This is a genomic window from Roseateles saccharophilus (assembly GCF_031458095.1).
GTDB classification, from domain to species: domain Bacteria; phylum Pseudomonadota; class Gammaproteobacteria; order Burkholderiales; family Burkholderiaceae_C; genus Pelomonas; species Pelomonas saccharophila_A.
This window is the reverse complement of record NZ_JAVDXU010000001.1, coordinates 1,846,246-1,873,242: the sequence shown is the minus strand read 5'-3', so window position 1 is coordinate 1,873,242 and position 26,997 is coordinate 1,846,246. Positions and strand designations below refer to the sequence as shown.

Genomic DNA, 26,997 nt, shown 5'->3' with positions numbered 1-26,997 from the left:
GCGGTTTTTCGCTTTCTGAGCCATGGCATCTCCCTTGCCCACGCCGGACCTCCAGCACGAGCGCGACCAGCGCATGCTGCTGTGGCTGGTGGCCCTCGGCTTCTTCATGCAGACGCTGGACGCCACCATCGTCAACACGGCCCTGCCGGCGATGGCGCGCAGCCTGGGCGAGAGCCCGCTGCGCATGCAGTCCGTCGTCGTCGCCTACTCGCTGACCATGGCCATGCTGATCCCGGCCACGGGCTGGGTGGCCGACCGCTTCGGCACACGGCGCGTCTATATCGGCGCCATCGTGCTGTTCGTGATCGGCTCCGTGCTCTGCGCATTGGCGCCCAGCCTGACGATGCTCGTCGCCGCGCGTGTCGTGCAGGGCGCGGGCGGCGCCATGCTGCTGCCGGTGGGGCGCCTCGTCGTGCTGAGGACCTTCCCGCGCGAGCGCTTCCTGCAGGCGATGAGCTTTGTCGCTATCCCCGGCCTGGTCGGCCCGCTGATCGGCCCGACGCTGGGCGGCTGGCTCGTTGAGGTGGCGTCGTGGCATTGGATCTTCCTCATCAACGTGCCGGTTGGCGTCATCGGCGCGCTGGCCACGCTGCGCTATATGCCGGCACCGGCACCCGTCTCCACCGGGCGCTTTGACCTGGCCGGCTATCTGCTGCTGGCCTTCGGCATGGTGGCGATCTCGCTGGCCCTGGACGGCCTGTCCGGCCTGGGCCTGCGCCAGGCTTCGGTGCTGCTGTTGATGATCTTCGGCCTGGCCAGCCTGACGGCCTATTGGCTGCATGCACTGCGCCGGCCCGACCCGCTGTTCTCGCCCCGGCTGTTTCGCGTCGGCTCGCTGCGCATCGGTCTGCTGGGCAATCTGTTCTCGCGCCTGGGCAGTTCCTGCATGCCCTTCCTGATCCCGCTGCTGCTGCAGGTGAGCCTGGGCTACTCGCCCGCCCAGGCCGGCATGATGATGCTGCCCGTGGTGCTGGCCAGCATGTCGGTGAAGCGCATCACGACGCCGCTGATCATCCGCCACGGCTACCGCCGCGTGCTGACCGTCAACACCCTGCTGGTCGGGCTCGCGATGGCGAGCTTTGCCCTCGTCTCGCCGGGCCAGCCGCTGGTGCTGAACATCCTGCAGCTCGCCGTCTTCGGCGCCGTCAATTCCATGCAGTTCACGGCCATGAACACGCTGACGCTGAAGGACCTGGGGCCCGACACGGCCAGCAGCGGCAACAGCCTGCTGTCCATGGTGCAGATGCTGGCCATGGGCATGGGTGTGGCGGCGGCGGGCGCGGTGCTGGCGGCCTTCACGGCCCACTTCGGCATGGACGGCGTGCAGACCCTGCAGACCTTCCGCGCCACCTTTGTCTGCATGGCCTTGATCACCATGGCTTCGGCCGCCATCTTCTGGCAGCTCGACGAACGCGACAGCGCCGCGACGGCGGCGAACCGTGAACAGGACGTGGAAGCCGGCTAGGCCGGATAGAGGGCGCCGAGCGACCGTGGCCCGGCCGCGCCGGTGACAGCCGGCAGATTGCCGGGCAGGCGTTCGACAAAACGATGCGCCAGCCAGGCAAAGGCAGCAGCCTCGACCTGGTCGACCGGCAGGCCGCGTTCGGCGCTGCTCTGCACCGCGACGCCGGGCAGCAGGGCGGCCAGGCGGCGCATCAGGGCGCCGTTGAGCGCGCCACCGCCGCAGGCGATCAGCGTTCGGGCCTGAGGCATCTGCGCCTTCAGCGCGTCGGCCACGCAGCGGGCGCTCAGTTCCAGCAGCGTGGCCTGCACATCCTGGGGCGCCTGGCCGTCGCTGAGGCGCTGCTCCAGCCAGCCGAGATGGAAGAGATCGCGGCCGGTGCTCTTGGGCGGTGGCAGCGCCAGCCAGGGCTCGGCCAGCAGGGCCGCCAGCAGCCCGGACAGCACCTGGCCCGTCGCGGCCCAGGCGCCGTCGGCGTCGTAGGCCAGGCCGCGGTGGCGGGCAATCCAGCCGTCCATCAGGCAGTTGGCCGGTCCGCAGTCGAAGCCGCCGGTGCGGCCATCGGCAAAGAGCAGGCTGAGATTGCTGATGCCGCCGAGATTGAGGGCGGCGACGTCCTGGCCCTGCGCACCAAACACGGCGCGATGAAAGGCCGGCACCAGGGGCGCACCCTGGCCGCCGGCGGCGACATCGCGGCTGCGCAGGTCGCAGATGACGTCGATGCCGGCCTGCTCGGCCAGCAGGGCGCCGTTCAGCAGCTGGGTGGTGTAGCCGTCGAAGCCGTCCGGGCGGTGGCGCACGGTCTGCCCATGGGCGCCGAGGGCGGCAACCTGGGTGCGCGGCGTGCCCGTGGCTTCCAGCAGCTGCGAGACGACGTCGGCATAGGCACGGGCCACCGCATTGGCGGCCAGGGCGGCGCGATGCAGCTCGTTGTCGCCGGGGCTGTTCAGCGCCAGCAGTTCGTCGCGCAGCGCATGCGAGAAGGGGGCGTGCACATGGCCGGTGACGGCCAGCGCGTCGGCGTCGAAGAGGACGCCATCAACGCCGTCGAGCGAGGTGCCCGACATCAGCCCGATGAAGAGCCGGGGGGCTTCAGTCCGCTGCGGAGACGCCATCCATGGTCTCGGCCACGGCCAGCTGGGTCTTGACGCTGGCGACGGTCTGCAGGAACTGCGACTTGGCGTAACCCGGCAGCGTGACGGCTTCGGAAGCCTTCGCGATGGTGCGCGGGTCCATGTGGCGGCCGCCGACACGGAACTCGAAGTGCAGATGCGGGCCGGTCGCCCAGCCCGTCATGCCGACGGCGCCGAGCTTCATGCCCTGCTCGATGCGCTGGCCCTTCTTGACGTCGATGCGGCTCAGGTGGGCGTAAACCGTGCTGCGGTCGCCGCTGTGGCGCACCTGCACGACGTTGCCGAAGCCGTTCTGCCAGCCGGCCATCTCGACCGTGCCGTCGCCCACCGAGCGCACGGCCGTGCCGGTCGGCGCGCCGTAGTCGACACCGTTGTGCTGGCGCCAGGTGTTCATGATGGGGTGCAGGCGCATCGCGAAGCCGCTGGTGATGCGCGAGAACTCCATCGGGCTGGCCAGGAAGGCGCGGCGCTTGCTTGTGCCGTCGAAGCCGAAGAAGCTGCTCTTGCCGGTGACGCCGTCCTTGAAATAGACCGCCGAATAGGTGCGGCCGTTGTTCGTGAACTCGCCCGCCAGCAGGCGGCCCACGCCGCCGTCCCATGGAACGGGTTCGCCGTCGGCCGTCAGCGTTTCGTAGACGATGCTGAAGCGGTCGCCCTTGCGCAGCTCGCGGTGGAAGTCGATGTCGCCCGAGAACATGTCGGCCATCTGCGAGGCGATGGCGTCAGGGATGTTGGCGTCGTCGGTTGCGGCGAACAGCGAGGTGCGGATGGTGCCGCTGCCCAGGGCCACCTGCGCCTGCAGCGGTGCCGTTTCGGTGCGGGCGACAAAGCGGCCGCCGACGCGCTCGATGGTCAGGCGGGTGAAGTGACTCCCCTGCTGCTCGACCTTCTCGGCAGGCGAGCGCACGACGATCTGCTGCACCTGGCCCGAAGCGTCGGCCGTCAGGTGGACCATCTTGCCGGCGCGGCCCTGCAGCACGCGGCGGCCCAGCGGGTCGTTGCGCAGGAAGGCGGCGGCGGCCGGGTCGAAGGCGCCGGCACGCTTGAGCAGGCTGTCGGGGGTGTCGCTGGAGCGGGTGGCCTCGGCGCGGGTCAGGCCGACGGCATGGGCGGCCAGTTCATCGAGTTGACTCTCGATGTCGGGCGTGGCGATGGCTTCGACCAGGGTGCGCTTGGGCAGCTGGGCCGCATCGGGGGCCAGCGGCGCAATGCCGAAGGCGGTCACGGCAAAACAGCTCAGGGCGCCGACGACGGACGCCGTCAGTGCGCGCGGGTGCTTGGCGGCGAAGGCCTCGGCGCGCTGCAGGCTGGCTTGGAGTTGCTGGAGACGATTCTGAACGGTCACTCTCGGTTTCCCGGGGTTGTCGCTGGGGCAATCCCGGCCGAGCCGGTTCCGCGCGCAGGCCGCTCGTGGGCGGCCCTTAAAATCCCTGGATTGGTTGTGTTGAAACAACACCCCCAAAACGAAGGGTGAATTCTAACGGCTTTGTCCTACCTGGCATGCCGGTTAACCCCGATGGATCAATAACTTAACGTTTCGTCTGGTTAGCTGCCAGGCGCCGATGCGCCATGTCCGACGCCCCGCAATTCCCCATCACCGATGCCGTCCTCGAAGCCCTGGCTGTCACGCGCCGCGGCGTGGATGAGCTGCTGCCGGAGGCGGAATGGACGAAGAAGCTGGCCCGCTCGGCCGCAACGGGCGTGCCGCTGCGCATCAAGCTGGGCCTGGACCCGACGGCGCCCGACATCCACGTCGGTCACACGGTGGTCTTGAACAAGATGCGCCAATTGCAGGACCTGGGTCACCAGGTCATCTTCCTGATCGGCGACTTCACCTCGCTGATCGGCGACCCGTCCGGCCGCAACGCCACCCGCCCACCGCTGACCAAGGAGCAGATCCAGGCCAACGCCGAGACCTATTACGCCCAGGCCAAGCTGGTGCTGGACCCGGCACGCACCGAGATTCGCTACAACTCCGAGTGGAGCGAGCCGCTGGGCGCGGCCGGCATGATCCAGCTGGCCAGCAAGTACACGGTGGCCCGCATGATGGAGCGCGACGACTTCACCAAGCGCTTCGCGGCCCAGACGCCGATCTCGGTGCACGAGTTCCTCTACCCGCTGATGCAGGGCTATGACTCGGTGGCGCTGAAGGCCGACCTGGAGCTGGGCGGCACCGACCAGAAGTTCAACCTGCTGATGGGCCGCCATCTGCAGCAGGAATACGGCCAGGAGCCGCAGTGCATCCTGACCATGCCGCTGCTGGAGGGCCTGGACGGCGTCGAGAAGATGTCCAAGTCCAAGAACAACTACATCGGCATCACCGAGCCGGCCAACACCATGTTCGCCAAGATCCTGTCGATCAGCGACGTGCAGATGTGGAAGTGGTTCGAGCTGCTGTCCTTCAAGTCTCTCGGCGAAATTGCCGCGTTGAAGGCTGAGGTCCAGGCAGGCCGCAATCCGAAGGACGCCAAGGTCATGCTGGCCAAGGAGATCACGGCGCGCTTCCACAGCGCGGCCGCCGCGGATGCAGCCGAGGCCGATTTCAACAACCGCGCCAAGGGCGGCATTCCGGACGACATTCCCGAGGTGCAACTCAACGGCGCGCCCATGGGCCTGGCCCAGGTGCTGAAGGCCGCCGGCCTGGTCGCATCGACGGGTGAAGGCCTGCGCATGGTCGAGCAGGGCGGCGTGCGCCGTGGCGGCGAGGTGATCTCTGACAAGGGCCTGAAGCTCGATGCCGGCGAGCATGTGCTGCAGGTGGGCAAGCGCAAGTTTGCGCGGGTCGTGCTGAGCTGAAAACAAAAGGGAGGCCGCGCCCTCCCTTTTGCTCGCGACGGGATCGGGCGGCTAGCTGGCGAGCTGCTCGTTGCCGAGCACGCCCATCTTCCTGACGCCGTGGCTCTGCGCCGAGCTCATGACGGCGGCGACGACCCCATAGTCCACCAGCTTGTTCGGCTTGATATGCACCTCGGGCTGGTTGGCCGCCGCCAGGGCGCCCACTTCCTGCATCTTGGCGTCGACGGCGGCACGACCGTTCAGGGCCTGGTCATCCCAGTAGACGGTGCCGTCGAAGTCGATGGAGACCACATGCACGACGGGTTTGGGCGGATTCGCGGCAGGAGGGCTGCCGCCGATATCCAGCCCGAAGGAGTGCAGCTGCATCGGGATGGTGATGATGAGCATCACCAGCAGCACCAGCATCACATCGATCAATGGCGTCGTGTTGACCTCCATCAGGGCTTGGGGTTCGGTACTGCCGGACGCGGTCGCGAGCTTCATTCCTAAACCCATAAGGCCTCCCAGGATCCATGCCGAGCGTCGGGATGACGGGGCTGCGATCCATGATGCCAGTTTGGGCGCAAAAGCAAAGGGAGGCCGCGGCCTCCCTGCAACTCACGGCTTCACGGGCCGCGGATAGGCGCCGGGCTTGACCGGCTGGACCGGCTCGGCCGCGATGCGCCGCTTCAGCTCCGCCAGCGCCGCGTCCAGCTGGGCATCAAATCCCATCGCCGTCGCGCGCGGCAGGTTGTCGACCTCGATGTCGGGCGTCACGCCTATGCCCTCGATGAGGAAGCGGCCTTCGGCATCGATCTGGCCGTTCTCGGCGGCGCGCATGATGCCGTTGTCCAGCAGGCGGTTGCCGTCCGACAGCCACACGCCCGCGCCCGAGCTGCGCTTGCCGATGACGGGGCCGAGCTTGAGGCGCTTGAAGCCTTCGGCAAAGGTCTCGCCGTCGGAATAGGTGTCCTCGTTCATCAGCACCACGGTGTGGCCGCGGTAGACGTTCTGCATGTTCGGATAGACCGACGCGCCGTCGGGCGAGCGCGGCTGCCAGAAGGCCCAGGCGCGGCGCAGCAGCTTCTCGAGAATCCAGCTGTCGATGTTGCCGCCGTTGTTGTATCGCACGTCGATGATGAGACCGTCGCGGTCGCTGGCGGCATAGAACTCGCGCACGAAGTCGGCGATGTCGGCCGGGCCCATGGCGCGCAGATGCACATAGCCGATGCGGCCCTGGCCCAGCTGTTCGATCGTGCGGGCGCGGCTGACGCGCCAGTCGTTGTAGCGCAACTGGTTCTCGCGCGTCTGCGCCACCGGCGTGACGATGCGCTGCACCGTCTTGCCATTGGCCTGCTTCACCTCCAGCAATACCTGGCGGCCGGCCTGGCCGCGCAGCATGTCCAGGATGTGCGGCGCGTCGGCCGTGGGGCGGCCATTGAGGGTGGTGATGATGTCGCCCACCTTCAGGTTGACGCCGGCGGCGGCCAGCGGTGGCGCCTCGGCTGGCAGCTCGGCCTCATGGCCGTAGATGGCATCGATGCGCCAGCCGCCCGGCGCGCGCGAGAAGCGGCCGCCCAGGCCGGCCAGGCCGGGCTCGTCCGGCGCCGGCCGGGTGTCGCCGGCTCCGATCTGGCTGTGCAGGGCACCGAGCTCGCTGACCATCTGGGCCATCAGCTCGGCGAGCTCGTAGCGGTCGGTCACGCGCTCCACCAGGGGCTCGTATTTGGCGCGCACGGCCGCCCAGTCGACGCCATGCATGGCCTTGTCGTAGAAGTGGTCGCGGTGCATGCGCCAGGCGTCCACGAACATCTGCTTCCATTCGGCGCGCGGCTGGGTGGCGATCTGCCAGTCGCTCCAGCGCACCTGCAGCTTGGCGAGGTCGGTCGGCAGCTTGGGTGCGGCCTCGACGATGAGGACCTCGGGCGCCGCACCGGCGGGCTGGTTGCGCACGACCATCAGCTTCTTGCCGTCGGCGCTGAGGTCGTAGTCGCGCACATCGCTGGCCAGGATCTCGGCTGGGCCGCCCTGGTTGTCGATGGCGATGGACTTGAGCTGGCTCTTGTTCTCCAGGTCGCGGTCCAGGAACCACAGGCGCTTGCCGTCCACGCGCAGGCTGCGGTAGCTGCCGGCCGGCACGGGCAGTTCGTAGAGGCGCTCGGCCAGGCCTTCGAAGACGATGGAGGGCTTCGCGCTCTTCTTCTCCTCGGGCTTCTTGCTGGCGTCCTTGCCGTCCTTGTCGTCAGGCTTGCGCTCGGTCGGGTCCTTGTCGGTGGCCTTGCGGTCCTGGGCACGCTGCTCGTCAGCCTTCTTCTCGACAACCGATTCCAGTTCGTCCTTGGGCGCGAAGGGTGAGCGCAGGCCGGGCTGCAGGGCCAGGGCGTAGAGCTTGCTGCGAAAGCCAAAGAAGGGGCCGGTGTTGCGGTCGCCCCAGGGGCTGCCATTGGCCGTCGTTGCGAAGTTGCGGTTGGAGGCGAAGTAGAGCCACTGGCCATCGGGGCTGAAGGCGGCGCCGCCGGCGTCGTAGCGGTCAGAGGTCAGCGTGTGCGTGCGGCCGTCGGGAATGTGGAAGAGCTGCAACTGGTCACGGTCGGCGTTGCGCAGCGGCAGCATCCAGGCCAGGGTCTGGCCGTCGGCGCTCCAGGCCAGTAATTTCGCTGCGCTGGGCAGCTGGCTGCGGCCGACCTCGCGGGTGTTGGCGGGGCCGGCGGGAGCCTTGAGGTCGGTCAGCCAGATATGGCCTTCCTTGTCCGTATGGGCCAGCCAGCGGCCGTCGGGCGAAGCCAGCAATTCGCGGCGCTGGGCCGGTGCGCCATGGGTGATGCGTTCGGGCTGGCCGCTGCCATTGGCGGCAAAGCGCCAGATCTCCTGCTCGCCGCTGAAGTCGCAGAAGGCGAACACGCTCTTGCTGTCGCTGCTGAATTCACCCTGCTTGCAGCGGCCGTCGGCCGGCTGGGCCAGCTCGGCGCGGCGCAGCTGCTGCACGCCCTGCGTGGCGAGATGGCCGCGCGCGGCCAGCAGCACGCGCTCGCCGTTGGGCGCGAAGGCGGTGTCGGTCAGGAAATCCTGGGGCTTCTTGATCCAGCGCTCGCGCTGCTGGTCGAAGTCACCACCCAGGCTGATGTCGAGCTTCTTCGGCGCGACGGACTGCGCCAGGTCGACGAGGTAGAGATCGGCGCCCAGGGCATAGACGACGCGCGTGCCGTCGATGGACGCATGGCGGATGTCCCAGCCCTTGTGGGTGGTGTGCTGGCGCAGGTCGCCGCCGCGGCTGTCCACCGACCAGAGATTGACCGTGCCATCGCGGTCCGACAGGAAGGCGATGCGCTCCGCAGCACCGACGCGGTAGGGCAGGGGCCGGCGGTCGTTGTTGCCCTCGGCGATCAGCGGCCTGGCCTCGGCCTTGTCCTGCAGATCCAGGGCCCACAACTTGGAGATGCCGCCACCGCGGTATTGGCGGGCGTTGTCGCCGCGCAGGCCGCCGCGCGTGAAGTAGAGCGTCCTGCCGTCGGCGCTCAGGGCGGCGTCGCTGGCCTGGCCGACGGGCAACTGGCGGCGCTGGCCGGTCTTCACGTCGATGGCGAAGAGCTGGGAGCCGGGGCGGCTGTCCAGGCCGGTGTAGAGGATTTCGCCAGCGGCCGTGAAACCCCAGACACGCATGCCGCCGCCTTCCCAGGTCAGGCGCTTGGGCGGGCCGCCGGCCACCGGCATCAGATAGAGCTCGGTGCCGCCGTCGTACTGGCCGGTGAAGGCCAGCCACTGACCGTCGGGCGAGACGGCCGGCTGGCTTTCCTGGCCGTTGTGCGTCGTCAGGCGCTGGGCGGCGCCGCCCTGGGTGCCGACGCGCCAGAGGTCGCCCTCGGCCACGAGATAGATCTGGTCGCCCTGGAGGGCGGGCTGGCGGTAGAAGCCGTTGCTACCGGCCCAGGCGCTGGTGGCGCATAGGGCGGCGGCAAGGGCGGCGAAACGCAAACGGGGCATTCAGCTCTCCTGAAAGTAGCGCGATTGTCTTGCTAGGGGGAGGAGGGGCGATTCGTCACATCGGGTGAATCCGGAGGCGCGCAGCGCGCGTAGAGCACCCCAGATGCCAAGCCGGCATTGCCCCACAGGATGCCCACGATGAATGCTCGTCTCACCCGCAGCGCTTTGGGCGTTGCGCTGCTCTGCCTGGCCGCTGGCGCCCAGGCCTCCAGCCACCGCGAAGCCCCTTTCATCACGACCGTGCCCAAGGTCGATGCGACGGACTTCTATATGTTCAACAGCTACGAGACCGGCCGCGCCGGCTATGTGACGCTGATCGCCAACTACCAGCCCCTGCAGGATGGCTATGGCGGCCCGAACTACTTCTCGATGGACCCGAACGCGCTGTACGAGATCCACGTCGACAACGTCGGCGACGCCAAGGAACACATCAGCTTCCAGTTCCGTTTCAAGAACACGTTGTCCAACAGCGGCGCCGGCACGTCGCTGAGCGTGGGCGGCAAGATGGTCGGCATCCCGCTGATCCAGTCGGGCGCCGTGTCCAATGTGAAGGACGCCAATCTGCAGGTCAACGAGAGCTACACGCTGACCGTGGTGCGCGGCGACCGCCGCAGCGGCACGGCCCAGGCGGTGGCACATGCCACCAGCGGCGCCACGACCTTTGACAAGCCGGTCGACAACATCGGCAAGAAGACCATCGCCGACTATGCGAGCTACGCGGCCAAGCATGTCTACCCCATCACCATTCCCGGCTGCTCGACCCAGGCCAAGGTCTTCGTCGGCCAGCGCCAGGACCCCTTTGCCGTCAACCTCGGCACCATCTTCGACCTCGTCAACGCGCCGGTCTCCGTCATCACCGACCCGTCGCTGATCAATGCCGCGCCCAACACCATCGACGACAAGAACGTCACCACGCTGGCGCTGGAGATCCACAAGGACTGCCTGAAGACGGCGACCGACGACGTCATCGGCGGCTGGACGACGGCCAGCCTGCGCCAGGGCCGCCTGCTTGATCCCAAGCCGGGTTCGGGCCACCAGGCCAGCGAAAAGGCCGGCGGCGCCTGGGTGCAGGTCTCGCGCCTGGGCATGCCCCTGGTCAACGAGGTCGTCATCGGCCTGAAGGACAAGGACAAGTTCAACTCGTCCAAGCCCAAGGACGACGGTCAGTTCGCTGACTACGTGACCAACCCGACCCTGCCGGCCCTGCTGGAGATCGCGCTGGGCCTGCCCAACACGGCGCCCACCAACTTCCCGCGCAACGACCTCGTCACCACCTTCCTGACCGGCATCAAGGGCGTCAATCAGCAGAAGACGGTCACGGCCTCCGAGATGCTGCGCTTGAACACCGCCATCCCGGCCGTGCCCTTCGCTCAACAGAACCGTTTGGGCATCGTCGGCAACATCCTCGCCGCGGGCAATGACAACGCCGGCTTCCCCAATGGCCGCCGTCCCAAGGACGACGTCGTCGACATCTCCCTGGTGGCCGTCATGGGCGGCCTGTGCGTGGCCAATGGCGACACCGACAAGCTCGGCTTCGGCGCGGCCTGCAAGCCCGCCGCGGTGCCCCTGGGTGCCACCAGCTTCAAGCTGCATGACGCGGTCGATCAGGCCGTCGTGCCCCTGATGAGTGGCTTCCCCTATCTCAACACGCCCATCCCGGGCACGAAGTGAAGGGGGCCGCCATGCTGACCCGCCAGAACGCCCTCGTCGCAACAGCTGCCGCCCTCCTGCTCGCCGCTTGCGGCGGCAGTGACAGCGACACTGAAATCATCGCCCCACCGCCCCCGCCTCCGCCGGCTCCCACCGCCGTGCCCGACAGCGCCGTGGCTTCATCCACGGCCCTGGTGAGCTATCTGAAGGCGCAGAAGACCGACGACGAGACCACGGAGGCGCTGACGCTGCCGACGGTGGCGGTGTCGGTCAGCGAGACCGAAGAGCCGCAAAGCCTGTGAAGCTGCTGCTGGTATCGCTGCTGCTGGCGCTGCCGCTCGCGGTCTCGGCCGAACCCTTCGTGCCGAAGGACGACGCCGAGATCGTGCAGCGCCTGCCCTATCGCATCGACGCCGCCGAGCGCGAGCGTCGTGCGGCCTTGGCGCGCGATCCGGCGCAATTGCCGCTCGCCGTCGCCACCGCCCGCGCAGCGCTGCAGCGCGCCCGCGTGCATGGCGACCCGCGCGAGCTCGGTGCCGCGCAGGCGGCGCTGGCGCCGTGGTGGCGCCAGGCCGATGCGCCCGCCGAAGCGGTGCTGCTGCGCGCCCGCGTGCTGCAGGCGCGGCACGAGTTCGAGCCGGCCCTGGCCGAGCTGAAGCACCTGCTGGCGCGCACCGAGCTGGCACCCGACCAGCGTGCCCAGGCCCTGCTCGACGCCGCCGCCCTGCACCAGCTGCGCGCCGAGCTGGCCGAGTCGCGCGCCTTGTGCGAGCAGCTGCAGCCGCTGGCCGCGCTGCCCGCCGCGGCCTGCTTGGCCGAGTTGGCCAGCCTGTCGGGCCAGGGCCAGGCCGCCGATCAAACCCTGGCCCGGCTGAACCCGGGCCGGACCATGGCGCCCTGGCTGGCGTTGATGCGTGCCGAGCTGGCCGAACGCCTGGGCAACGAGACCACCGCGCCGGCCCTCTACCGCACGGCGCTGGCCGGTGAGGACGAGGTTTACACCCGCGCTGCGCTGGCCGACTGGCTGCTGGCCCGCCAGCGTGCGGCCGAGGCCCTGGTGCTGGTCGAGCGCAGCCCCGACGCCGAGGCCGATGCGCTGCTGCTGCGCCAGGTCATCGCCCTGCGCCAGCTCGGCCGCGATGCGTCGGCAGCTACGGCGCAGATGCGCGAGCGCCTGGCCGCCGCCGACCGCCGCGAGCCCGGCAAGCATGCACGCGAGCAGGCCCGCTTTGCGCTGGACGTCGAGCAGCAGCCGCGCGAGGCCCTGCGCCTGGCCCAGGTCAACTGGGCCATGCAGCGCGAGCCGGTCGATGCCGTGCTGCTGCTGCGCGCGGCCCTGGCTGCCGGCCGTGATGGCGACGCGACGCGCCGGGAGCTGGCGCGTGTGCTGCGCGGCAAGGGCTGGCAGGATGCACGCCTTGCCGCCCTTGACCGGAGCTTTGCGCCGTGATCCGTTGTTTGTTGTGGCTGGCGCTGCTGCTGAGCGGCGCGGCCCAGGCCCACCAGGCCAGCGAGGCCTATCTCGTCTACCGCGTCGACGGTACTGCCGTCGAGCAGCGCCTGGACATCGCGCTGCGTGACCTGGATCGCGATCTCGCCCTGGACGCCGACGGCGACGGCAAGCTCAGCTGGGGCGAGGTGCGCCAGCGCTGGCCCGACGTCGAGGCGCTCGCCGCGGCCGGCCTGCGCTTGACGGCCGATGGCGCGGCCTGCACGCTGCAGGACCGACCCCAACCCCAGCTCGACCAGCACAGCGACGGCACGCATGCCGTCCTCATCAGCCACTGGCACTGCGCGGCGGCCGTGCATGAGCTCGACATCGACTACCGCCTCTTCGCCAGCACCGACACGGCCCACCGTGGCCTGGCACGCCTCGTCGGCGCGGCGGGCGAGCCGCTGGTGCTGACGCCGGGCGCCGGCCCGCAGCGCCTCAGCCTCGAGAGCCGCGGCTTCGGCGGCTTTGTCGTCGAGGGCATGGCTCATATCGCCAGCGGGCTGGACCATGTGCTCTTCCTGGTCACGCTGCTGCTGGTCGCCGTCTGGCGCCGCGAGGGCAAGGGCTGGGCGCCGCGCGCCAGCGGCCGCGCCGCGCTGGGCGAGACGCTCAAGCTCGTCACCGCTTTCACGCTGGCCCATTCGATCACGCTGGCGCTGGCGGCCAGCGGCGCCATCGACCCGCCGGCGGCCGTCGTCGAGTCGCTGATCGCCTTGACCGTGCTGCTGGCCGCCATCGACAACCTGAGGCCCTTCGTGCCGGGGCCGCGCTGGAGCATGGTGGGCCTGTTCGGCCTGGTGCATGGCGTGGGCTTTGCCGGGCCGCTGAAGGACCTCGGCCTGCGCGGCAGCGAGTTGGTGCTGCCGCTGCTGGGCTTCAACCTCGGCGTCGAACTCGGGCAACTCGCGGTCGTCGCGCTGCTGCTGCCCTTGGCGCTCGCGCTGCGTTCGGCGACCGTCTACCGGCGTTGGATCGTGCCCGGCGGGTCGAGCGCCGTGGCCATGCTGGCCCTGGTCTGGCTGGCCGAGCGCAGCCTGGGCCTGGCCCTGATCAGCTAGCTGGGCCTGATAGCGCTACGGCAATGGGTCGCGCAGGCCCGCCGCAAGGGGCCAATCTAGACGTAGCGCGCCGCCCGCACTCGTGTGCGGGCCAGGGCTGCAACAACGAGTGGCCCCTTGCGGCGGGCCTGCCCGAAGGGTTGTGACCAGAAAGGCCGCATGCTGTGTTGCAAATCCTCGCTGGGCGGGGAGCCCAGCTTGCGGTTTGCTGTCGTGCCTGCGACCTTTCTGGTCACAACGCGACCCGTTGCCGTGGCGCTATCAGGCCCTGCCCATGGCCACATGACCCGCCGGCACATGGGCCGCGGCGCTGGTGATGTGGCCGACCTGGTCGTCGAAGAAGAAGTCGGGCTCGAACTCGCGCAGGAACTCGCCCTTGGCCAGGCCGCCGAGGAACATGGCCTCGTCGACCTCGATCTGCCAGTCCATCAGCGTGCGGATGGCGCGCTCGTGCGCCGGCGCGCTGCGCGCCGTGACCAGGGCGGTGCGCACCTTCATGCCGTTGGCGTGCGGCTGCTGCAGGCGGTGCAGGGCCTCCAGCACCGCCTTGAATGGACCGGCCTGCAGCGGCTGATGGGCGCGCTGCAGCTCATGCTCGCGAAAGGCCGCCAGGCCGTCGCGCTGGAAGACCTGCTCGGCTTCATCAGAGAACAGCACCGCGTCGCCGTCGAAGGCGATGCGCAGTTCCTTGGGATGCGCCGCCGAGGCCCGCGCCGCCAGCGGCATCACGCGGGCCGCGGCCACGCCGGCCCCCAGGGCCTGGCGCACATCGGCCTCGTTGGTGGACAGGAAGAGCTGGGCCGACAGCGGCTTCAGATAGCGCCAGGGCGAGGCGCCGCGCGTGAACACGCCGCGCTCGATGGGCAGGCCGTAATGCTTGGCCGAGCGGAACACGCGCATGCCCGAGATCGGGTCGTTGCGCGACAGCACGACGACCTCCACCTGGGGCGCACCGCCGGCATTGAAGGCCAGCAGCTTCTCCACCAGCGAGAAGGCCACGCCGGGCGGTGCCGGTTCGTCCAGGCGCTGCTGCTGCAGGGCCATGTAGGCGTGGTCGTCGCCGGCCTCGAAGACCTCGTTCTCGGCCTCGAAGTCGAAGAGGGCGCGCGAGGAGATGGCGACGACGAGTTGACCGGAAAGGCTGGCAGGCATGGTGGTCGATGATAGGGGGCGACTGAGGCGGCGCCTCTTTCTAGACTCGCCGTCTCACCGGTTCGAAAGCCTCTCCATGCGCATTGCTGTCGCCATGCTTTCCGTCCTGGCCTTGGCGGGCTGCGTTTCCGCGCCCCAGCCGCCCCAGGTGCCCGCCAACCTGCAGCCACCCGCCGGCCAGACCTTCGTCATGGAAGCCCTGGCCAGCGGCGTGCAGATCTACGACTGCGCCGCCAAGGCCGACGGCAGCGGCCCGGGCTGGGTGTTCAAGGCACCCGAGGCCACGCTGGCCGACCAGCGCAGCAACCCGCTGGGCAAGCATTACGCCGGCCCGACCTGGGAGGCGCCGGACGGCAGCAAGGTGGTCGGCGAAGTGAAGGCCCGCGCGCCCAGCCCCACGCCGGAGACCGCCATCCCCTGGCTGCTGCTGGCCGCCAAGAGCAACAGCGGCAGCGGCGTGTTCGCCACCGTGCGCAGCATCCAGCGCCTGAACACCGGCGGCGGGGTGGAGCCTGCCGAGCCTTGCACGACCGAGAAGCTGGGCCAGCAGGCCCGCGTGGCCTACACGGCGGCCTACTACTTCTACCGCTGAGGCCTCATTGCATGAAGCCGATGCGCGCCTTCTTCGCGCCGGCGACGGGCAGATCCTCGCAGAGCAGGGTGTCGCGGTGCGCCAGGCGCGCATTGCCGAAGGCGGTCATCCAGGCGCGACGCATCTCGCGCGGCGCCAGCTCGGCCATGCGGTCCAGCACGCCGTCGCTGGGCCGCTCGTCGAAACGCTTGCCCCAGTCGTGGCCGCTACGCAGCTTCTGGTACAGCCGCAGCGCGATGGTGCGGGCGGCGGCGAAGTCCGGCGCCTGGATCTCGTAGACGTTGACGCGGTTCAGGATGGGATCGGGAATGGCGCGGGCATCGTTGGCGGTGGCCACCCAGATGAGCTGGCTGGCGTCCACGGCCACCTCGGCGAACTCGTCGATGAAGGTGCTGGCCGTGTCGTGTTCCAGCAGGCTGTAGAGCGAACCCAGGGGGTCGTAGGCAGCCTCGCCGCCGGCCTTGTCGATCTCGTCCACCACCATGACGGGGTTGGCATAGTCGCCGTCCACCAGCGCCTCGAAGACCTTGCCGGCGCGCGCGCCCTTCCACTGGCTGGAGGCGCCGGACAGCACCCAGCCGGCCGTCAATGAACTCATGGAGACGAAGCCCATGCCGGTGCCCAGCAGCTCGGCGAGCTGGCGGGCGAAGTGGGTCTTGCCAACGCCGGGCGGGCCGAGCAGCAGCAGCGGCGTGATCTCCAGCGCGTCGCTGCTGTCATTGCACAGGGCGATCTGGCGACGCACGTCATCCAGCACCTCGTGGAAGTTGGGCAGCTCTTCGTAGAGGGCGTCCATGACGGGCAGGCCCGACGGCTTGACCTGGAAGCGCTGCTCGCCCTTCTCGATCATGCGCTCGTAGGTGGCGCGCAGGGATTCGTGCTCCTTGGGTGGCAGCTTGTCGAGGCGGCGCGACACCTCCTCGACGCGGTAGATGCTGCGCATGCGGGCGACCGGGATGCGCGGGGCGACACAGGTGATGGCGGTACTGCTCATGGCTCCAACTCCGTCTGGACGCCTTGATTCAAGCAAAAACCGCCCCCACCGCGCATGTCGGGAAATCACCGGTTCGTGTGTCAGATCACGCTGAGGGCGGTTGCCAGGTCCCTTCTGAGGTCGTCCGCGGCCTCGATGCCGACCGACAGCCGCACCAGCGAATCGGTGATGCCCAGCCGCGCCCGCGTGTCGGGTGGGATGGAGGCGTGCGTCATCAAGGCCGGCAGCGAGATCAGGCTCTCGACGCCGCCCAGGCTTTCGGCCAGCGTGAACAGCTCGACGCGCTGCAGGAAGCGGCGGGCGCCGGCCAGGTCGGTCTTCAGCGCGACGCTGATCATGCCGCCGCCGCCGCGCATCTGGCGCTTGGCCAGCGCGTGCTGCGGATGGCTTTCCAGGCCGGGGTAGAGCACGCGCTCGACCTGAGGTTGCGCAGCCAGCCAGGCGGCCAGTTCAGCGGCGCTGGCGTTGTGTCTCTCCATGCGCAGGGCCAGGGTCTTGAGACCGCGCAAGGCCAGGAAGCTGTCGAAGGGTCCGGCGACCGAGCCGACGGCGTTGTGCAGGAACTCGAGCCTCTCGCGCAGCTCGGCCTGGCGCGGTTCACCGCCGACGACGGCGATGCCGCCGATGACGTCGCTGTGGCCGTTGAGGTATTTCGTCGCCGAGTGCACGACGAGGTCGAAGCCCAGCTCCAGCGGTCGTTGCGCCCAGGGGCTGGCGAAGGTGTTGTCGGCCACCGCCAGCGCGCCGTGCTCGCGGGCGAGCTTGGCTATTGCCGAGAGGTCGCTCAGGCGCAGCAGCGGGTTGCTGGGCGTCTCGATCCAGATCAGCTTCGTGTCGGGCTGCAGGGCCGCGCGTACGGCCTCGGTGTCGCGGCTGTCGACATAGCTCACCCGCAGGCCGGCGCTGTGCTTGCGCACCCGCTCGAACAGGCGATAGCTGCCGCCATAGAGGTCATCGCCGGCGACGATGTGGGCGCCGGCGGGCAGGGTGTCGAGCACGGTCGCCATGGCGGCAAGGCCCGAGGCGAAGGCATAGGCCTGGGCGCCGCTTTCCAGGTCCGCCACGGCGCGCTCCCAGGCCTGGCGGGTCGGGTTGTGGGTGCGGCCGTACTCGTAGCCGGTGTGTTCGCCGGGGCCGCTCTGGCGGTAGGTGGAGCTGACCGAGATGGGCGGCATGACCGCGCCGGTCACGGCATCGGGCGTCTGGCCGGCGTGGATGACACGGGTGTTGAAGTCCAGGCGGGTGTCGTTGGGGCTGCTCATCGCGTGACCTCCTTGCGCAGATGGTTGATGAGGTCGAAGCGGGTGACGAGGCCATGGAAGCCGGCGGCGTCGGCGATGACGGCGACGAGGCCGCGGCGCAGTTGCTCGTTCAGTTCGGCGAGCGAGGCGCTCGGCGCCAGCGTGATGACGTCGGTGTTCATCGCGCTCTGCACCAGGGCGCCGAAAGCCGCGGGCTCGGCATGCAGGCGCGCCAGCAGGTCGGACTCGTCCAGCAGGCCGACCAGGCGGCCGCCTTCCAGCACCGGCAGCTGAGACACATCGGCCTGGCGCATGCGCGAGAAGGCCGTCTGCAGCGTGTCGTCAGGGCCGACGGACACGACACCGCCGCTGGTGACCGGGCGCGAGATCAGGTCGCGCAGGTCGCCCAGGCGTGGGCGGGTCAGCAGGCCCTGGTCGAACATCCAATGGTCGTTGTAGACCTTGGACAGATAGCGCGTGCCGGTGTCGCAGACGAAGGTGACGACGCGTTTGGGCGTGGTCTGCTCGCGGCAGTAGCGCAGGGCCGCGGCCAGCAGGGTGCCGGTGGACGAACCCGCCAGGATGCCCTCGGCGCGATAGAGCTCGCGCGCGGTGCCGAAGCTGTCGGCGTCGCTGACGCTGTAGGCCTTGCGCACGGGCCTGAGGTCGGCGATGGGAGGGACGAAGTCCTCGCCGATGCCTTCCACGGCCCAGGAGCCGGCGTCACCGAATTTGCCGGTGTCGATGTAGTCCTTCAGGATGGAGCCGACCGGATCGGCCAGCACCATCTCGACACCCGGTTGCACGCGCTGGAAGTAGCGGCTCAAACCCGTGATGGTGCCGCCCGAACCGACGCCGCAGACGATGGCGTCGACGTCATGGCCCATCTGCTGCCAGATCTCGGGCGCCGTCGTCGTCTCGTGGGCCAGCGGGTTGGCGGGGTTGTTGAACTGGTCGGCATACCAGGCACCGGGGATCTCGCGCACCAGGCGGGCGGCCACGTCCTGGTAGTAGGCCGGATGGCCCTTGCCGACGTCGGAGCGCGTCAGATGCACCTGGGCGCCCAGGGCCTTGAGCTGCAGCACCTTCTCCGCCGACATCTTGTCGGGCACCACCAGGGCCACCTGGTAGCCCTTGGCACGGGCCACCAGGGCCAAGCCCAGGCCGGTGTTGCCGGCGGTGGCTTCCACCACCGTGCCGCCGGGTTTGAGCAGGCCCTCGCGTTCGGCCGTCTCGATCATGGCCAGGCCGATGCGGTCCTTGATGGAGCCGCCGGGGTTCTGGGATTCGAGCTTGAGGAAGAGCTGGCAGGGGCCGGTGTCCAGGCGCTGCACGGGCAATAGCGGCGTGTTGCCGATGAGGTCGAGCACGGCGGGCCGGGCCTCGAGCGGGAGTCGAGCGTTCATGACGAGTCGGGCCGCGGGTCGGGCGCGGCCAATATAGGCTAGACCTCGCAGGATACGAAGGCAGGCTTCGTGCGCAATCCCGTTTTCCGCATGTGCTTGCGCTTTTTTTGATGCTGCGCTGCCGCACAAGCAAATGCGAAAAGCGTCGTTCACGAGCGCTTATGCGATTCCTAGCATGCGGCCACGTTGATCCCACAAGGAAGCCAGATGTCTTTGTTCTCCCGCCGCCTGCTGACCCAGGCCCTCATCGCCACCGGCCTGCTCGCTGCCCAGGTCTCCCACGCCGACCAACTCGACGACATCAAGAAAAAGGGCGAGCTCGTCGTCGGCGTGCTGGGCACCGACGAGCCCAACAGCTTCATCGATCCCAGGACGCGCGAGATCATCGGCTACGAGGTCGACCTGGCCCGCGCCATCGCCGCCCGGCTGGGCGTCAAGCTGCAGATCAAGCAGCTCGCCGTCGCCGCGCGCATCCCCGAACTGCAGCAGGGCCATGTCGACCTGCTGGCCGCCTCGCTGACCCACAACAAGGAACGCGAAGCCGTCATCGACTTCTCGCTGACCACCTTCGTCACCGGCCAGAAGGTGCTGGTCAAGGCCGACAGCGGCATCCAGAACCTCGCCGCGCTGACGGGCAAGAAGGTCGTCACCATCAAGGGCGGCACCCAGGAGCCCAACATCCGCAAGGCCGTGCCGCAAGTCGACGTCGTCACCTTCGACACCGGTCCGCAGGCCTTCCAGGCCCTGCAGCAGGGCAAGGGCGTGGCCTTTGTCAACGATGAGGTCTCGCTGCTGGACCAGCATGCCAAGCTGGGGGCGGCGTCCAGCCAGTACCGTATCCTCGACCAGAACATCAGCGTCGAGCCGCTGGCCATCGGCATCAAGAAGGGCGAGAAGCGCCTGAAGGCCGAGGTTGACGCGGCACTCACGGGCCTGGAGAAGGGTGGCGAGGCCGACAAGCTCTTCGTCAAGTGGTACGGCCCGGAGACGCGGCTGAAGTTCCCCAAGCGCACCTTCAAGATCGACAGCGACAAGGTTGAAAGCTGATCGTTCTGTTCCATTGATTGCAGCCGCCACCTCACGAGGGTTGGCGGCTGTCTTGCTTTTTGTCTGCTGCCATGCCCGTTCTCTCCTTTGCTCCGCTGCTGCAGGGCGACTACCTCACCTGGCTGCTGGAAGGCCTGCGCCTGTCGCTGCTGCTGACCGGCCTGACGCTGCTGACGGCGTTGCCGCTCGCCGTCTTCATCGCGCTGCTGCGCCTGTCGCCGTGGCGTGCCTTTCGCGTCATCGGTGAAAGCTATGTCGAGGCCGTGCGCTGTGTGCCGCTGCTGGTGCACATGCTGTTCTGGTACTTCGGCGTGCCCGAGCTGCTGCCGGCCGGCATCAAGGAGCAGGTCTATGCCAGCAATATCGAAGTCTTCAGCGCCTGGGCGGCTCTCACGCTGTACACGGCGGCCTATATGTCCGAGGACATCCGTTCCGGCGTTCGGGCCGTGCCAGCGGCGCAGCTGGATGCGGCCATGGCCCTGGGTTTCAGCTATCTGGCCGGCATGCGCGTGGTCGTGCTGCCGCAGGCCCTGCGCATCACGCTGCCGCCGCTGCTGTCGCAGACGCTGAACCTCTGGAAGAACACCAGCATCGCCACCGTCATCGGCGCGGCCGAGTTGATGACCCAGGCCCAGCGCGTCGAGTCGGCCACCTTCCGCGGCTTCGAGACCTTCGCCATCGTGACGGTAGCCTATCTGTCGGTGTCGCTGGTGCTGACGGGCCTGGCGCAATGGGCCCGGCACGCGGTGTCGCCGCAAGAGGCCAGGCGATGACGGAGCTGGTCGACACCTACTGGCTCTATTTCCTCGTCGGCCAGTACCCGCATGGGCCTCTGGGCGGCCTGGCGTTGACGGTGGTCCTGGCCACGCTGGGCCTGGTGCTGGCGTTGCCGCTGGGCGTGCTGCTGGGCCTGGCGCGCTTCAGCCCCAATCGCTGGCTGCGCTTGCCGGTGACGGCCTGGGTCTGGGTCGTGCGCGGCACGCCACTGCTGATGGTGGTGTTCTGGGCCTATTTCTTCCTGCCCACGGTCACCGGCCGCAAGACCGACCAGTTCAGCACCATGCTGATCGCGCTGATCGTCTTCGACGCCGCCTATCTCGCCGAGATCGTCCACGCTGGCCTGCAGGCCTTGCCGCGCGGCCAGCTGCAGGCGGCCATGTCCCTGGGCATGACGCGCAGCCAGACGCTGCGCTCCGTGCTGCTGCCCCAGGCCCTGCGCCACATGCTGCCGTCGCTGATCAACCAGTTCGTCGCCATCATCAAGGAGACGTCGCTGGGCACCATCATCGGCCTCTCGGAGCTGAGCTTCATCGCCAACCAGATCAACGCCCAGGTGCTGGTCAAGCCGGTCGAGATCTATCTGACGCTGGCGGGCTGCTACTTCGCCATGTGCTTTGGCCTGACGTGCGTGGCGCGTGTCGTGGAAGGGCGGCTGGCACGCTAGCCGGGCCCACAATGCGGGCCAAAGAGACAGGGAGAGCTATGCAACTGGCACGTCTTTGTGGCGCCTTGATGCTGGCCATGGCCGGCCACGCCTTGGCCGAGCCTTCTACCGCGCTGGCGCAAGCCGAGGCCGACCTCGCCCGCGCGACGCTGGTCGAGAAGCCCGGCCTGGCCTCCGCCCGCGCGCAATTCGAAGCCTTGCGCAAGCACTTCGCACTGACGCCGTCCCTGCATGCCTGGGGCGACCATGCCGGCCTGCTCAACCAGCTCAAGGCGCGGGGCGCGCCCGAAGGCGGCGACCCCGAGGCACCGGCCTGGCAGAAGCTGGTCGCAGCCGAGTTCGCCCAGTCACAGAAGATGCGCGCGGGCCTGAGCCGCGACTTCGGCAAGGCGCCGGCCGAGGTGCTGGCGCATCCGCCCAGCACGGCCATCAATGTGCAGATCGCGGCGCGCAGCAGCCGCGAGTTCAAGCTCGACCCCGCACGCATGACGGCCATGGGCCTGGGGCGTTGGGGCGGCCGAGCGCCGGGAATGTCCTTCTTCAAGCCCGACATGCTGGTCGCCGGTTTCGCCGGCGGCCCCTTGGTGGGGCGGCTGCGCACGCGGGACGCCGAGGGCGTGGTCTACCGGGTCAGCTACGACGCCCGCAGCGCCGCCGCGCTGGCCGACCTGTACGAGATCGCCAAGGCGCGCGGCCTGGCGGTGAAGGCGACCTGGCGCGAAGCCGAACTGGCCGACCTCAGCAGCTCGCTGACGAACGGCCGCGGCCGCATCGACCAGTTGCAGCTGACGCTGCGCCTGCCGGTCTGGGTGGCCACCGAGAAGGGCCTGCTGCCGGGCGTGCTGCGCAGCGCCACCTACGGCAGCGATGGCTGCGGCAGAAGCGACAAGCCAGAGGACTTCCGCAGCCAGGCCGAGATCGTGCTGGCCCAGCCGGCTCGCTCTCCCATCCTGGCGGTGTTTGCGACCACGGCGGCTGTGGACGCGGCGCGGGCACGCGTGCTGCCGCAGCGCGAGACGCGCCTGAGCTCTGCCACGCTGACCCATCGCGTCGATGCCGCCCTCGACCTGGACGGCGACGGCGTCGCCGACCTGCGCACCGTCATCAGCGAGGACCGCGAGGTCGGCCAGGCGCCCTGGCTGGACCCGGCGCGCGCGCTGGCCGACGCCTGGCGACCGGAGCACCTGCGCAAGGCGGCGGGCTGGTATGCCTACGACCTCTACCAGCTCGAGGCCAATGAACAGGGCTGGTGGCGCGTGCTGTCCCGCTACAACCTGGTGACCTGCACATGAGGCGGCTGCTCATCCTGATGCTGGGCGGCGTGATGGCCGCGCAGGCGCCGGCTGCGACGGTGGCCGAACTGCAGGCCGATTTCAAGCGGGCGCTGCAGAACTTCGGCAGCCAGCAGCCGCCCGGCGTCGGCGCGCTGCAGCTGGCGGGCCTGCAGCAGGTCTGGCCCTGGTGGCCCGAGTTCTACGGTTCGCCGGCGCGGGCGGGCGTCCACGAGGCCTTCATGCCGGCATCGCTGCAGCCGCTGGCCTTGCCGGACTGGACGCGCGCACCGCTGGCCGCCTGGGTGACCACCCAGGGCTGGCCGGCTGAAACGAAACAAACCGTCGCGCGCGAGCCGCGCTGGCAATCCGCGGCCGAGCAGAACCCGCCCGTGGCCACGGCCTTTGTCGTGGCCGGGCCGGCGGTCAAGGATGGCGTGGCGAGCTATCGCCGCGAGGGCAGCGAGACCGTCGCGCGTCTTGGGTTGGACGATGGCCTCGCGGGCCAATGGATGGTGATCGCCAAGACCCTGGGCTGGGGTGTGCAGCTGCGCTTGCGCGAGACGCCGCCGCCCGAGGAATACGCCGAGATCACGGTGCGCGCCAGCTTCGAAACGCCGGCCGGTGCGCCGCGCGTCTGGCTCGTCAGCCCCGGCGGCGTCAGCGAGGCGCGGCTGCAGCGCCTGCATTGGGGCGGCGTGGGGAGCGGCTGCGAGAGCTGGATCGAACTGCGCTGGCCCGGCGCGGCCGAGCCGGCGGTCTGGGCGCTGCTGGCCCTGTCCGACCCGGCCTGGGCCTCAGGCGCGAGCGTGCAGCGCCTGGCGGCCAAGCCGGGGGAATCGGAAGCCCAGCGCGGCGAACTGCGCCTGAGCCTGCCGGCAGCCAAGGGCCTGCCGGTGCTGCGCCTGCGTGCCAGTCGCTACGACTTCTACTCGGCCGATCTCGAGGCCGAACCCGATGGCGCCGGCATGCAGCCGCAGATCAAGCGCGGCGAGGCCTGGGGCGTGCGGGCCTGGACCGAGGAGGTCATCAGCCAGCCCCGCGAGGCCTGGGACACGCCGCCGGCCCTCAGCGCCGCGGGGACGCCGCGCTGCCCAGTTCGCTGAAGAGGCCGGCCAGCAGCAGCGTCTCGGCGAGGGCTTCCAGCCCCTCCTCGACGATCTGCATGGCGATGGTGTCGAAAGCCAGGTCCAGGGCGATGGCGGCGGCACCGGCGGCGAGCGCGGCGATGGCCCAGCGCCGCAGCGTCGCACTGCCTTCGGCCCACACGGCGCGCAGCAGGGCCAGGCCCCCCAGCGCGTAGACGAGGATGACGCCCTGGGCCCAGCGGCGCGGCCAGCCCAGGTCAAACTGCAGCCAGTCCTGCACGGCCTCGTGGGCCATGAAGCGTTCGTCTAGCGCTGCGAACACCATGCCCAAGGCCAGCAGCGTCCACCAGCGCACGGCGCGCTGCCGGCCACCCATGGCGGCATGCACGCAGGCCAGCGCTGCGGCTGCAGTCGCATTGGCCACCAGCAGCGCGGCCTGCCACCAGGCCAGCGGCGCGTCCTCGGCGGCAAAGGCCAGGCCCCAGTGCGGCCACCAGTGCCAGCCCATCCAGGCGATGACGCTCAAACTCACGGTCAACGTCAGCAGAGCGCTGACGGCTGGCCGCCTCACTTCACCCATGTATTCAGCTGGATGATGGGCAGCAGCACGGCCAACACGATCAGCAGCACCACGGCGCCCATCGCGACGATGAGCAGAGGCTCCAGCAGCGTCGCCGCGGCCATCGAGCGGCGCTGCACCTCGGTGCCGAGCTGGCGGGCGGCGCGGCCCAGCATGGCGGGCAGCTCGCCGGTCTGCTCGCCCAGGCGGGCGAACATGGCCAGGATGCCGGGGAAGCGCTTCTTGCCGGCCAGGGCCGACCCCAGCGGTGCGCCTTCGCGCACCTGCACCAGGGCATCGAGCGCATCGGCCTGCATGGCGCGGTTGGACAGGGTCTCGGCCGCGGCCTGCAGAGCCTTCAGGATGGGCACACCGGCGCCGGCCAGCATGGCCAGCGTCCCGGCAAAGCGGGCCGCGTTGTAGCCGCGGGCCAGGCGCCCGACCAGGGGCAGGCCGAGGATGCCGGCGTCAAAGCGCAGCCTGAAGGCCGGCGCCTTCAGCGCGAAGCGCAGCGCCACGCCACCGGCAATGAGGACGGCCAGCATGGCCCAGCCCCAGCTGCGCACGAAGTCGCTGACGGCCAGCATGGCCACGGTCAGCGCGGGCAGGGCGCGCTTGGAGCTCGTGAACACCGTGGCGATCTGCGGCACCACATAGGTGACGAGGAAGATGACGATGAGGACGGAGATGAAGGAGACGATGGCCGGGTAGGCCATGGCGCCGACGAGCTTGGCCTTCAGGTCCTGGCGCTCCTCGAGGTCGTCGGCGAGCTTCTCCAGCACCTGGCCCAGGGCACCGCTCTGTTCGCCGGCGGCCACGACGCCGCGGTAGACATCGTCGAACTCGCGCGGCGCCGAGGACAGGGCGCGGGCGAAGGTCGAGCCGGCATTGACCTCGGCCTTCAGCTGCGAAATCAGTTCGCGCTGCTTGGTGTCCTCGCTCTCGTCGGCCAGGGCGGTCAGGGCCCGCTCGATGGGCAGGCCGGAGCCGACCAGGCCGGCCAACTGGCGCGTCCAGACGGCCAGGGCCGTCGGGCTGAAGACGCGGCGCGTGAAGCGGCTGCCTTCCTGCGTGCCATGCTGCTGCACCATCTCGATGGACAGCGGCGTCAACCCTTGCGCGCGCACCATGGCACGCGCCGCACGCGGGTTGTCGGCCTCGATCAGGCCGCTGCTGTGGCGGCCGGCATCGGTGAGGGCTTCGTATTTGTAGGCGGGCACGGCTATTCGCGCGTCACGCGCAGCACTTCTTCGAGCGAGGTGATGCCGGCATTGATCAGCCGCTCACCATCCTCGCGCATGGAGCGCAGGCCGACGGCCTCGGCGGCGGCCTGCAACTGGCTCTCGGGGGCGCGGTTGTGGATGAGGCTGCGCACGGCGTCGTCGGCCACCATCAACTCATACACGCCGGTGCGGCCCTTGTAGCCGGTGTGGCCGCAGCTGTCGCAGCCCACCGGATGCCAGCGGCCATGGTCGTCCTGCTTCTTGCAGACCGGGCAGAGCCGCCTCACCAGGCGCTGGGCCAGCACGCCCAGCAGCGAGCTGCTGAGCAGGAAGGGCTCGACGCCCATGTCGGTCAGGCGGGTGACGGCGCTGGGCGCGTCGTTGGTGTGCAGGGTGGCGAGCACCAGGTGGCCCGTCAGCGAGGCCTGGATGGCGATCTGCGCGGTCTCGTAGTCGCGGATTTCGCCGATCATGATGACGTCCGGATCCTGGCGCAGGATGGCGCGCAGGGCCTTGGCGAAGGTCAGGTCGATCTTGCTGTTGACCTGGGTCTGGCCGATGCCGGGCAACTCGTATTCGATGGGGTCCTCGACGGTCAGCACATTGGTGGTGCTGGTATCGACGGTCTGCAGCGAGGCATACAGCGAGGTCGTCTTGCCCGAGCCGGTCGGGCCGGTGACGAGCACGATGCCGTGGGGCTGCTGCACCAGCTTCTTGAAGGCCGACAGCACCTGGCCGTCCATGCCCAGGCCTTCGAGGGTGAACTTGGATTCGCTCTTGTCCAGCAGGCGCAGCACGGCGCGCTCGCCATGGGCGCTGGGCAGCGTCGAGACGCGCACGTCGATGGCGCGGCCGCCGATGCGCAGCGAGATGCGGCCGTCCTGGGGCAGGCGCTTCTCGGCGATGTCGAGCTCGGCCATGATCTTCAGGCGCGAAATCAGGGCCGCATGCAGGCCGCGGTTGGGCTGCACCACTTCGCGCAGCGTGCCGTCGACGCGAAAGCGCACCGACGAGGCGCGCTCATAGGGCTCGATGTGGATGTCGCTGGCGCCGTCCTTGGCCGCTTGCGTGAGCAGCGCGTTCAGCATGCGGATGATGGGCGCGTCGTTGGCGGCCTCGAGCAGGTCCTCCACGGCGGGCAGGTCCTGCATCATGCGCGACAGGTCCACCGCGCTCTCGACCTCGCCGACGACGACGGCCGCGCTGCTCTCGCTGCCGGCATAGGCGGCATTGATGCGCTCGGCCAGCGACGGGGCGGCTTCGGACTCGAGTCGGTCCACCGCGTACTGGCGCTGCACTTCGGACAGCGTGGCCCAGCCGACCTCCGGAGGCGCCCACAGCGTCAGCGTGTTGCCGTCGTCCTCCAGCAGCACGGTGTTGGCCTTGGCAAAGGCATAGGGCAGGGGATGTCGGGTCGCAGCCATGG

General features: G+C 69.4%; 23 protein-coding genes. 12 read left to right on the top strand and 11 right to left on the bottom strand.

The window, feature by feature from the left end:
• Positions 1-22 precede the first annotated feature (22 nt).
• The gene (gene mdtD / locus J2X20_RS08640) at positions 23-1,465 is read left to right on the top strand and encodes a multidrug transporter subunit MdtD (protein WP_310263402.1); all 1,443 of its coding nucleotides are present in this window, start codon (positions 23-25) and stop codon (positions 1,463-1,465) included.
• On the opposite strand, the gene J2X20_RS08635 is transcribed toward mdtD, so the two are convergent.
• Both J2X20_RS08635 and J2X20_RS08630 read right to left on the bottom strand, forming a co-directional pair.
• Positions 1,462-2,577: an anhydro-N-acetylmuramic acid kinase gene (locus J2X20_RS08635; RefSeq protein WP_310263401.1), complete on the bottom strand. Its 1,116-nt coding sequence runs from the start codon at positions 2,575-2,577 to the stop codon at positions 1,462-1,464. The two genes, mdtD and J2X20_RS08635, sit on opposite strands and share 4 nt — an antisense overlap.
• Entirely contained in the window at positions 2,555-3,940 is a 1,386-nt protein-coding gene (locus tag J2X20_RS08630) for a M23 family metallopeptidase (RefSeq protein WP_310263398.1), read from the bottom strand. The genes J2X20_RS08635 and J2X20_RS08630 overlap by 23 nt, the downstream gene beginning before the upstream one ends.
• A gap of 224 nt (positions 3,941-4,164) precedes the next feature.
• On the opposite strand from J2X20_RS08630, the gene tyrS reads away from it, so the two are divergent.
• The gene (gene tyrS, locus J2X20_RS08625) at positions 4,165-5,391 is read left to right on the top strand and encodes a tyrosine--tRNA ligase (protein ID WP_310263393.1); all 1,227 of its coding nucleotides are present in this window, start codon (positions 4,165-4,167) and stop codon (positions 5,389-5,391) included.
• Between the two features lie 51 nt (positions 5,392-5,442).
• Here tyrS and J2X20_RS08620 read toward each other — a convergent pair whose 3' ends face one another.
• Positions 5,443-5,874 (bottom strand): ExbD/TolR family protein, encoded by a 432-nt coding sequence (locus J2X20_RS08620; protein WP_310263391.1) that lies wholly within the window; start codon positions 5,872-5,874, stop codon positions 5,443-5,445.
• 114 nt (positions 5,875-5,988) lie between these two features.
• Positions 5,989-9,351: a S41 family peptidase gene (locus J2X20_RS08615; protein ID WP_310263387.1), complete on the bottom strand. Its 3,363-nt coding sequence runs from the start codon at positions 9,349-9,351 to the stop codon at positions 5,989-5,991.
• Positions 9,352-9,480: 129 nt separating this feature from the next.
• Between J2X20_RS08615 and J2X20_RS08610 the strand changes: the two genes are divergently transcribed.
• The 4 genes from J2X20_RS08610 to J2X20_RS08595 are packed head-to-tail and all read left to right on the top strand — an operon-like array spanning position 9,481 to position 13,554.
• A complete protein-coding gene (locus tag J2X20_RS08610) occupies positions 9,481-11,022 on the top strand; it encodes a DUF4331 domain-containing protein (RefSeq protein WP_409034143.1) in 1,542 nt (513 codons plus the stop codon).
• A gap of 11 nt (positions 11,023-11,033) precedes the next feature.
• A complete protein-coding gene (locus J2X20_RS08605; RefSeq protein WP_310263384.1) occupies positions 11,034-11,303 on the top strand; it encodes a hypothetical protein in 270 nt (89 codons plus the stop codon).
• A complete protein-coding gene (locus tag J2X20_RS08600; protein WP_310263382.1) occupies positions 11,300-12,451 on the top strand; it encodes a hypothetical protein in 1,152 nt (383 codons plus the stop codon). The genes J2X20_RS08605 and J2X20_RS08600 overlap by 4 nt, the downstream gene beginning before the upstream one ends.
• Positions 12,448-13,554 (top strand): HupE/UreJ family protein, encoded by a 1,107-nt coding sequence (locus J2X20_RS08595; protein ID WP_310263380.1) that lies wholly within the window; start codon positions 12,448-12,450, stop codon positions 13,552-13,554. Before J2X20_RS08600 ends, J2X20_RS08595 begins: the two co-directional genes overlap by 4 nt.
• Before the next feature lie 261 nt (positions 13,555-13,815).
• Here the strand turns inward: J2X20_RS08595 and J2X20_RS08590 are convergent, their stop codons facing one another.
• The gene (locus J2X20_RS08590; protein ID WP_310263378.1) at positions 13,816-14,706 is read right to left on the bottom strand and encodes a 5'-nucleotidase; all 891 of its coding nucleotides are present in this window, start codon (positions 14,704-14,706) and stop codon (positions 13,816-13,818) included.
• Positions 14,707-14,800: 94 nt separating this feature from the next.
• On the opposite strand from J2X20_RS08590, the gene J2X20_RS08585 reads away from it, so the two are divergent.
• A complete protein-coding gene (locus tag J2X20_RS08585) occupies positions 14,801-15,298 on the top strand; it encodes a DUF3455 domain-containing protein (RefSeq protein WP_310263376.1) in 498 nt (165 codons plus the stop codon).
• 4 nt (positions 15,299-15,302) lie between these two features.
• On the opposite strand, the gene J2X20_RS08580 is transcribed toward J2X20_RS08585, so the two are convergent.
• From J2X20_RS08580 to J2X20_RS08570, 3 genes are all read right to left on the bottom strand, one after another.
• Positions 15,303-16,292, bottom strand: a complete 990-nt coding sequence (locus tag J2X20_RS08580) for an AAA family ATPase (RefSeq protein ID WP_310263374.1) — start codon at positions 16,290-16,292, stop codon at positions 15,303-15,305.
• 80 nt (positions 16,293-16,372) lie between these two features.
• Complete coding sequence (locus tag J2X20_RS08575) at positions 16,373-17,554, bottom strand: trans-sulfuration enzyme family protein (protein WP_310263372.1); 1,182 nt, start codon at positions 17,552-17,554, stop codon at positions 16,373-16,375.
• Entirely contained in the window at positions 17,551-18,939 is a 1,389-nt protein-coding gene (locus J2X20_RS08570; protein WP_310263370.1) for a pyridoxal-phosphate dependent enzyme, read from the bottom strand. Before J2X20_RS08570 ends, J2X20_RS08575 begins: the two co-directional genes overlap by 4 nt.
• Before the next feature lie 207 nt (positions 18,940-19,146).
• On the opposite strand from J2X20_RS08570, the gene J2X20_RS08565 reads away from it, so the two are divergent.
• The 5 genes from J2X20_RS08565 to J2X20_RS08545 all read left to right on the top strand — a co-directional run bounded on the left by J2X20_RS08565 (position 19,147) and on the right by J2X20_RS08545 (position 23,807).
• Entirely contained in the window at positions 19,147-19,986 is an 840-nt protein-coding gene (locus tag J2X20_RS08565; RefSeq protein WP_310263369.1) for an ABC transporter substrate-binding protein, read from the top strand.
• Positions 19,987-20,057: 71 nt separating this feature from the next.
• Entirely contained in the window at positions 20,058-20,759 is a 702-nt protein-coding gene (locus J2X20_RS08560; RefSeq protein ID WP_310263367.1) for an amino acid ABC transporter permease, read from the top strand.
• Positions 20,756-21,430: an amino acid ABC transporter permease gene (locus tag J2X20_RS08555; protein WP_310263365.1), complete on the top strand. Its 675-nt coding sequence runs from the start codon at positions 20,756-20,758 to the stop codon at positions 21,428-21,430. Before J2X20_RS08560 ends, J2X20_RS08555 begins: the two co-directional genes overlap by 4 nt.
• A gap of 38 nt (positions 21,431-21,468) precedes the next feature.
• The gene (locus tag J2X20_RS08550) at positions 21,469-22,722 is read left to right on the top strand and encodes a hypothetical protein (protein WP_310263364.1); all 1,254 of its coding nucleotides are present in this window, start codon (positions 21,469-21,471) and stop codon (positions 22,720-22,722) included.
• Positions 22,719-23,807, top strand: a complete 1,089-nt coding sequence (locus J2X20_RS08545; protein ID WP_310263363.1) for a hypothetical protein — start codon at positions 22,719-22,721, stop codon at positions 23,805-23,807. Before J2X20_RS08550 ends, J2X20_RS08545 begins: the two co-directional genes overlap by 4 nt.
• Here J2X20_RS08545 and J2X20_RS08540 read toward each other — a convergent pair.
• Genes J2X20_RS08540 through gspE form a run of 3 tightly spaced genes read right to left on the bottom strand, consistent with a single transcriptional unit; the run spans position 23,770 to position 26,995 of the window.
• Positions 23,770-24,321, bottom strand: a complete 552-nt coding sequence (locus J2X20_RS08540; protein WP_310263361.1) for a hypothetical protein — start codon at positions 24,319-24,321, stop codon at positions 23,770-23,772. The genes J2X20_RS08545 and J2X20_RS08540 overlap by 38 nt on opposite strands.
• A 35-nt stretch (positions 24,322-24,356) precedes the next feature.
• Positions 24,357-25,568, bottom strand: a complete 1,212-nt coding sequence (gene gspF / locus J2X20_RS08535) for a type II secretion system inner membrane protein GspF (RefSeq protein ID WP_310263359.1) — start codon at positions 25,566-25,568, stop codon at positions 24,357-24,359.
• Between the two features lie 2 nt (positions 25,569-25,570).
• Entirely contained in the window at positions 25,571-26,995 is a 1,425-nt protein-coding gene (gene gspE, locus J2X20_RS08530) for a type II secretion system ATPase GspE (RefSeq protein ID WP_310263358.1), read from the bottom strand.
• Positions 26,996-26,997: the final 2 nt, after the last annotated feature.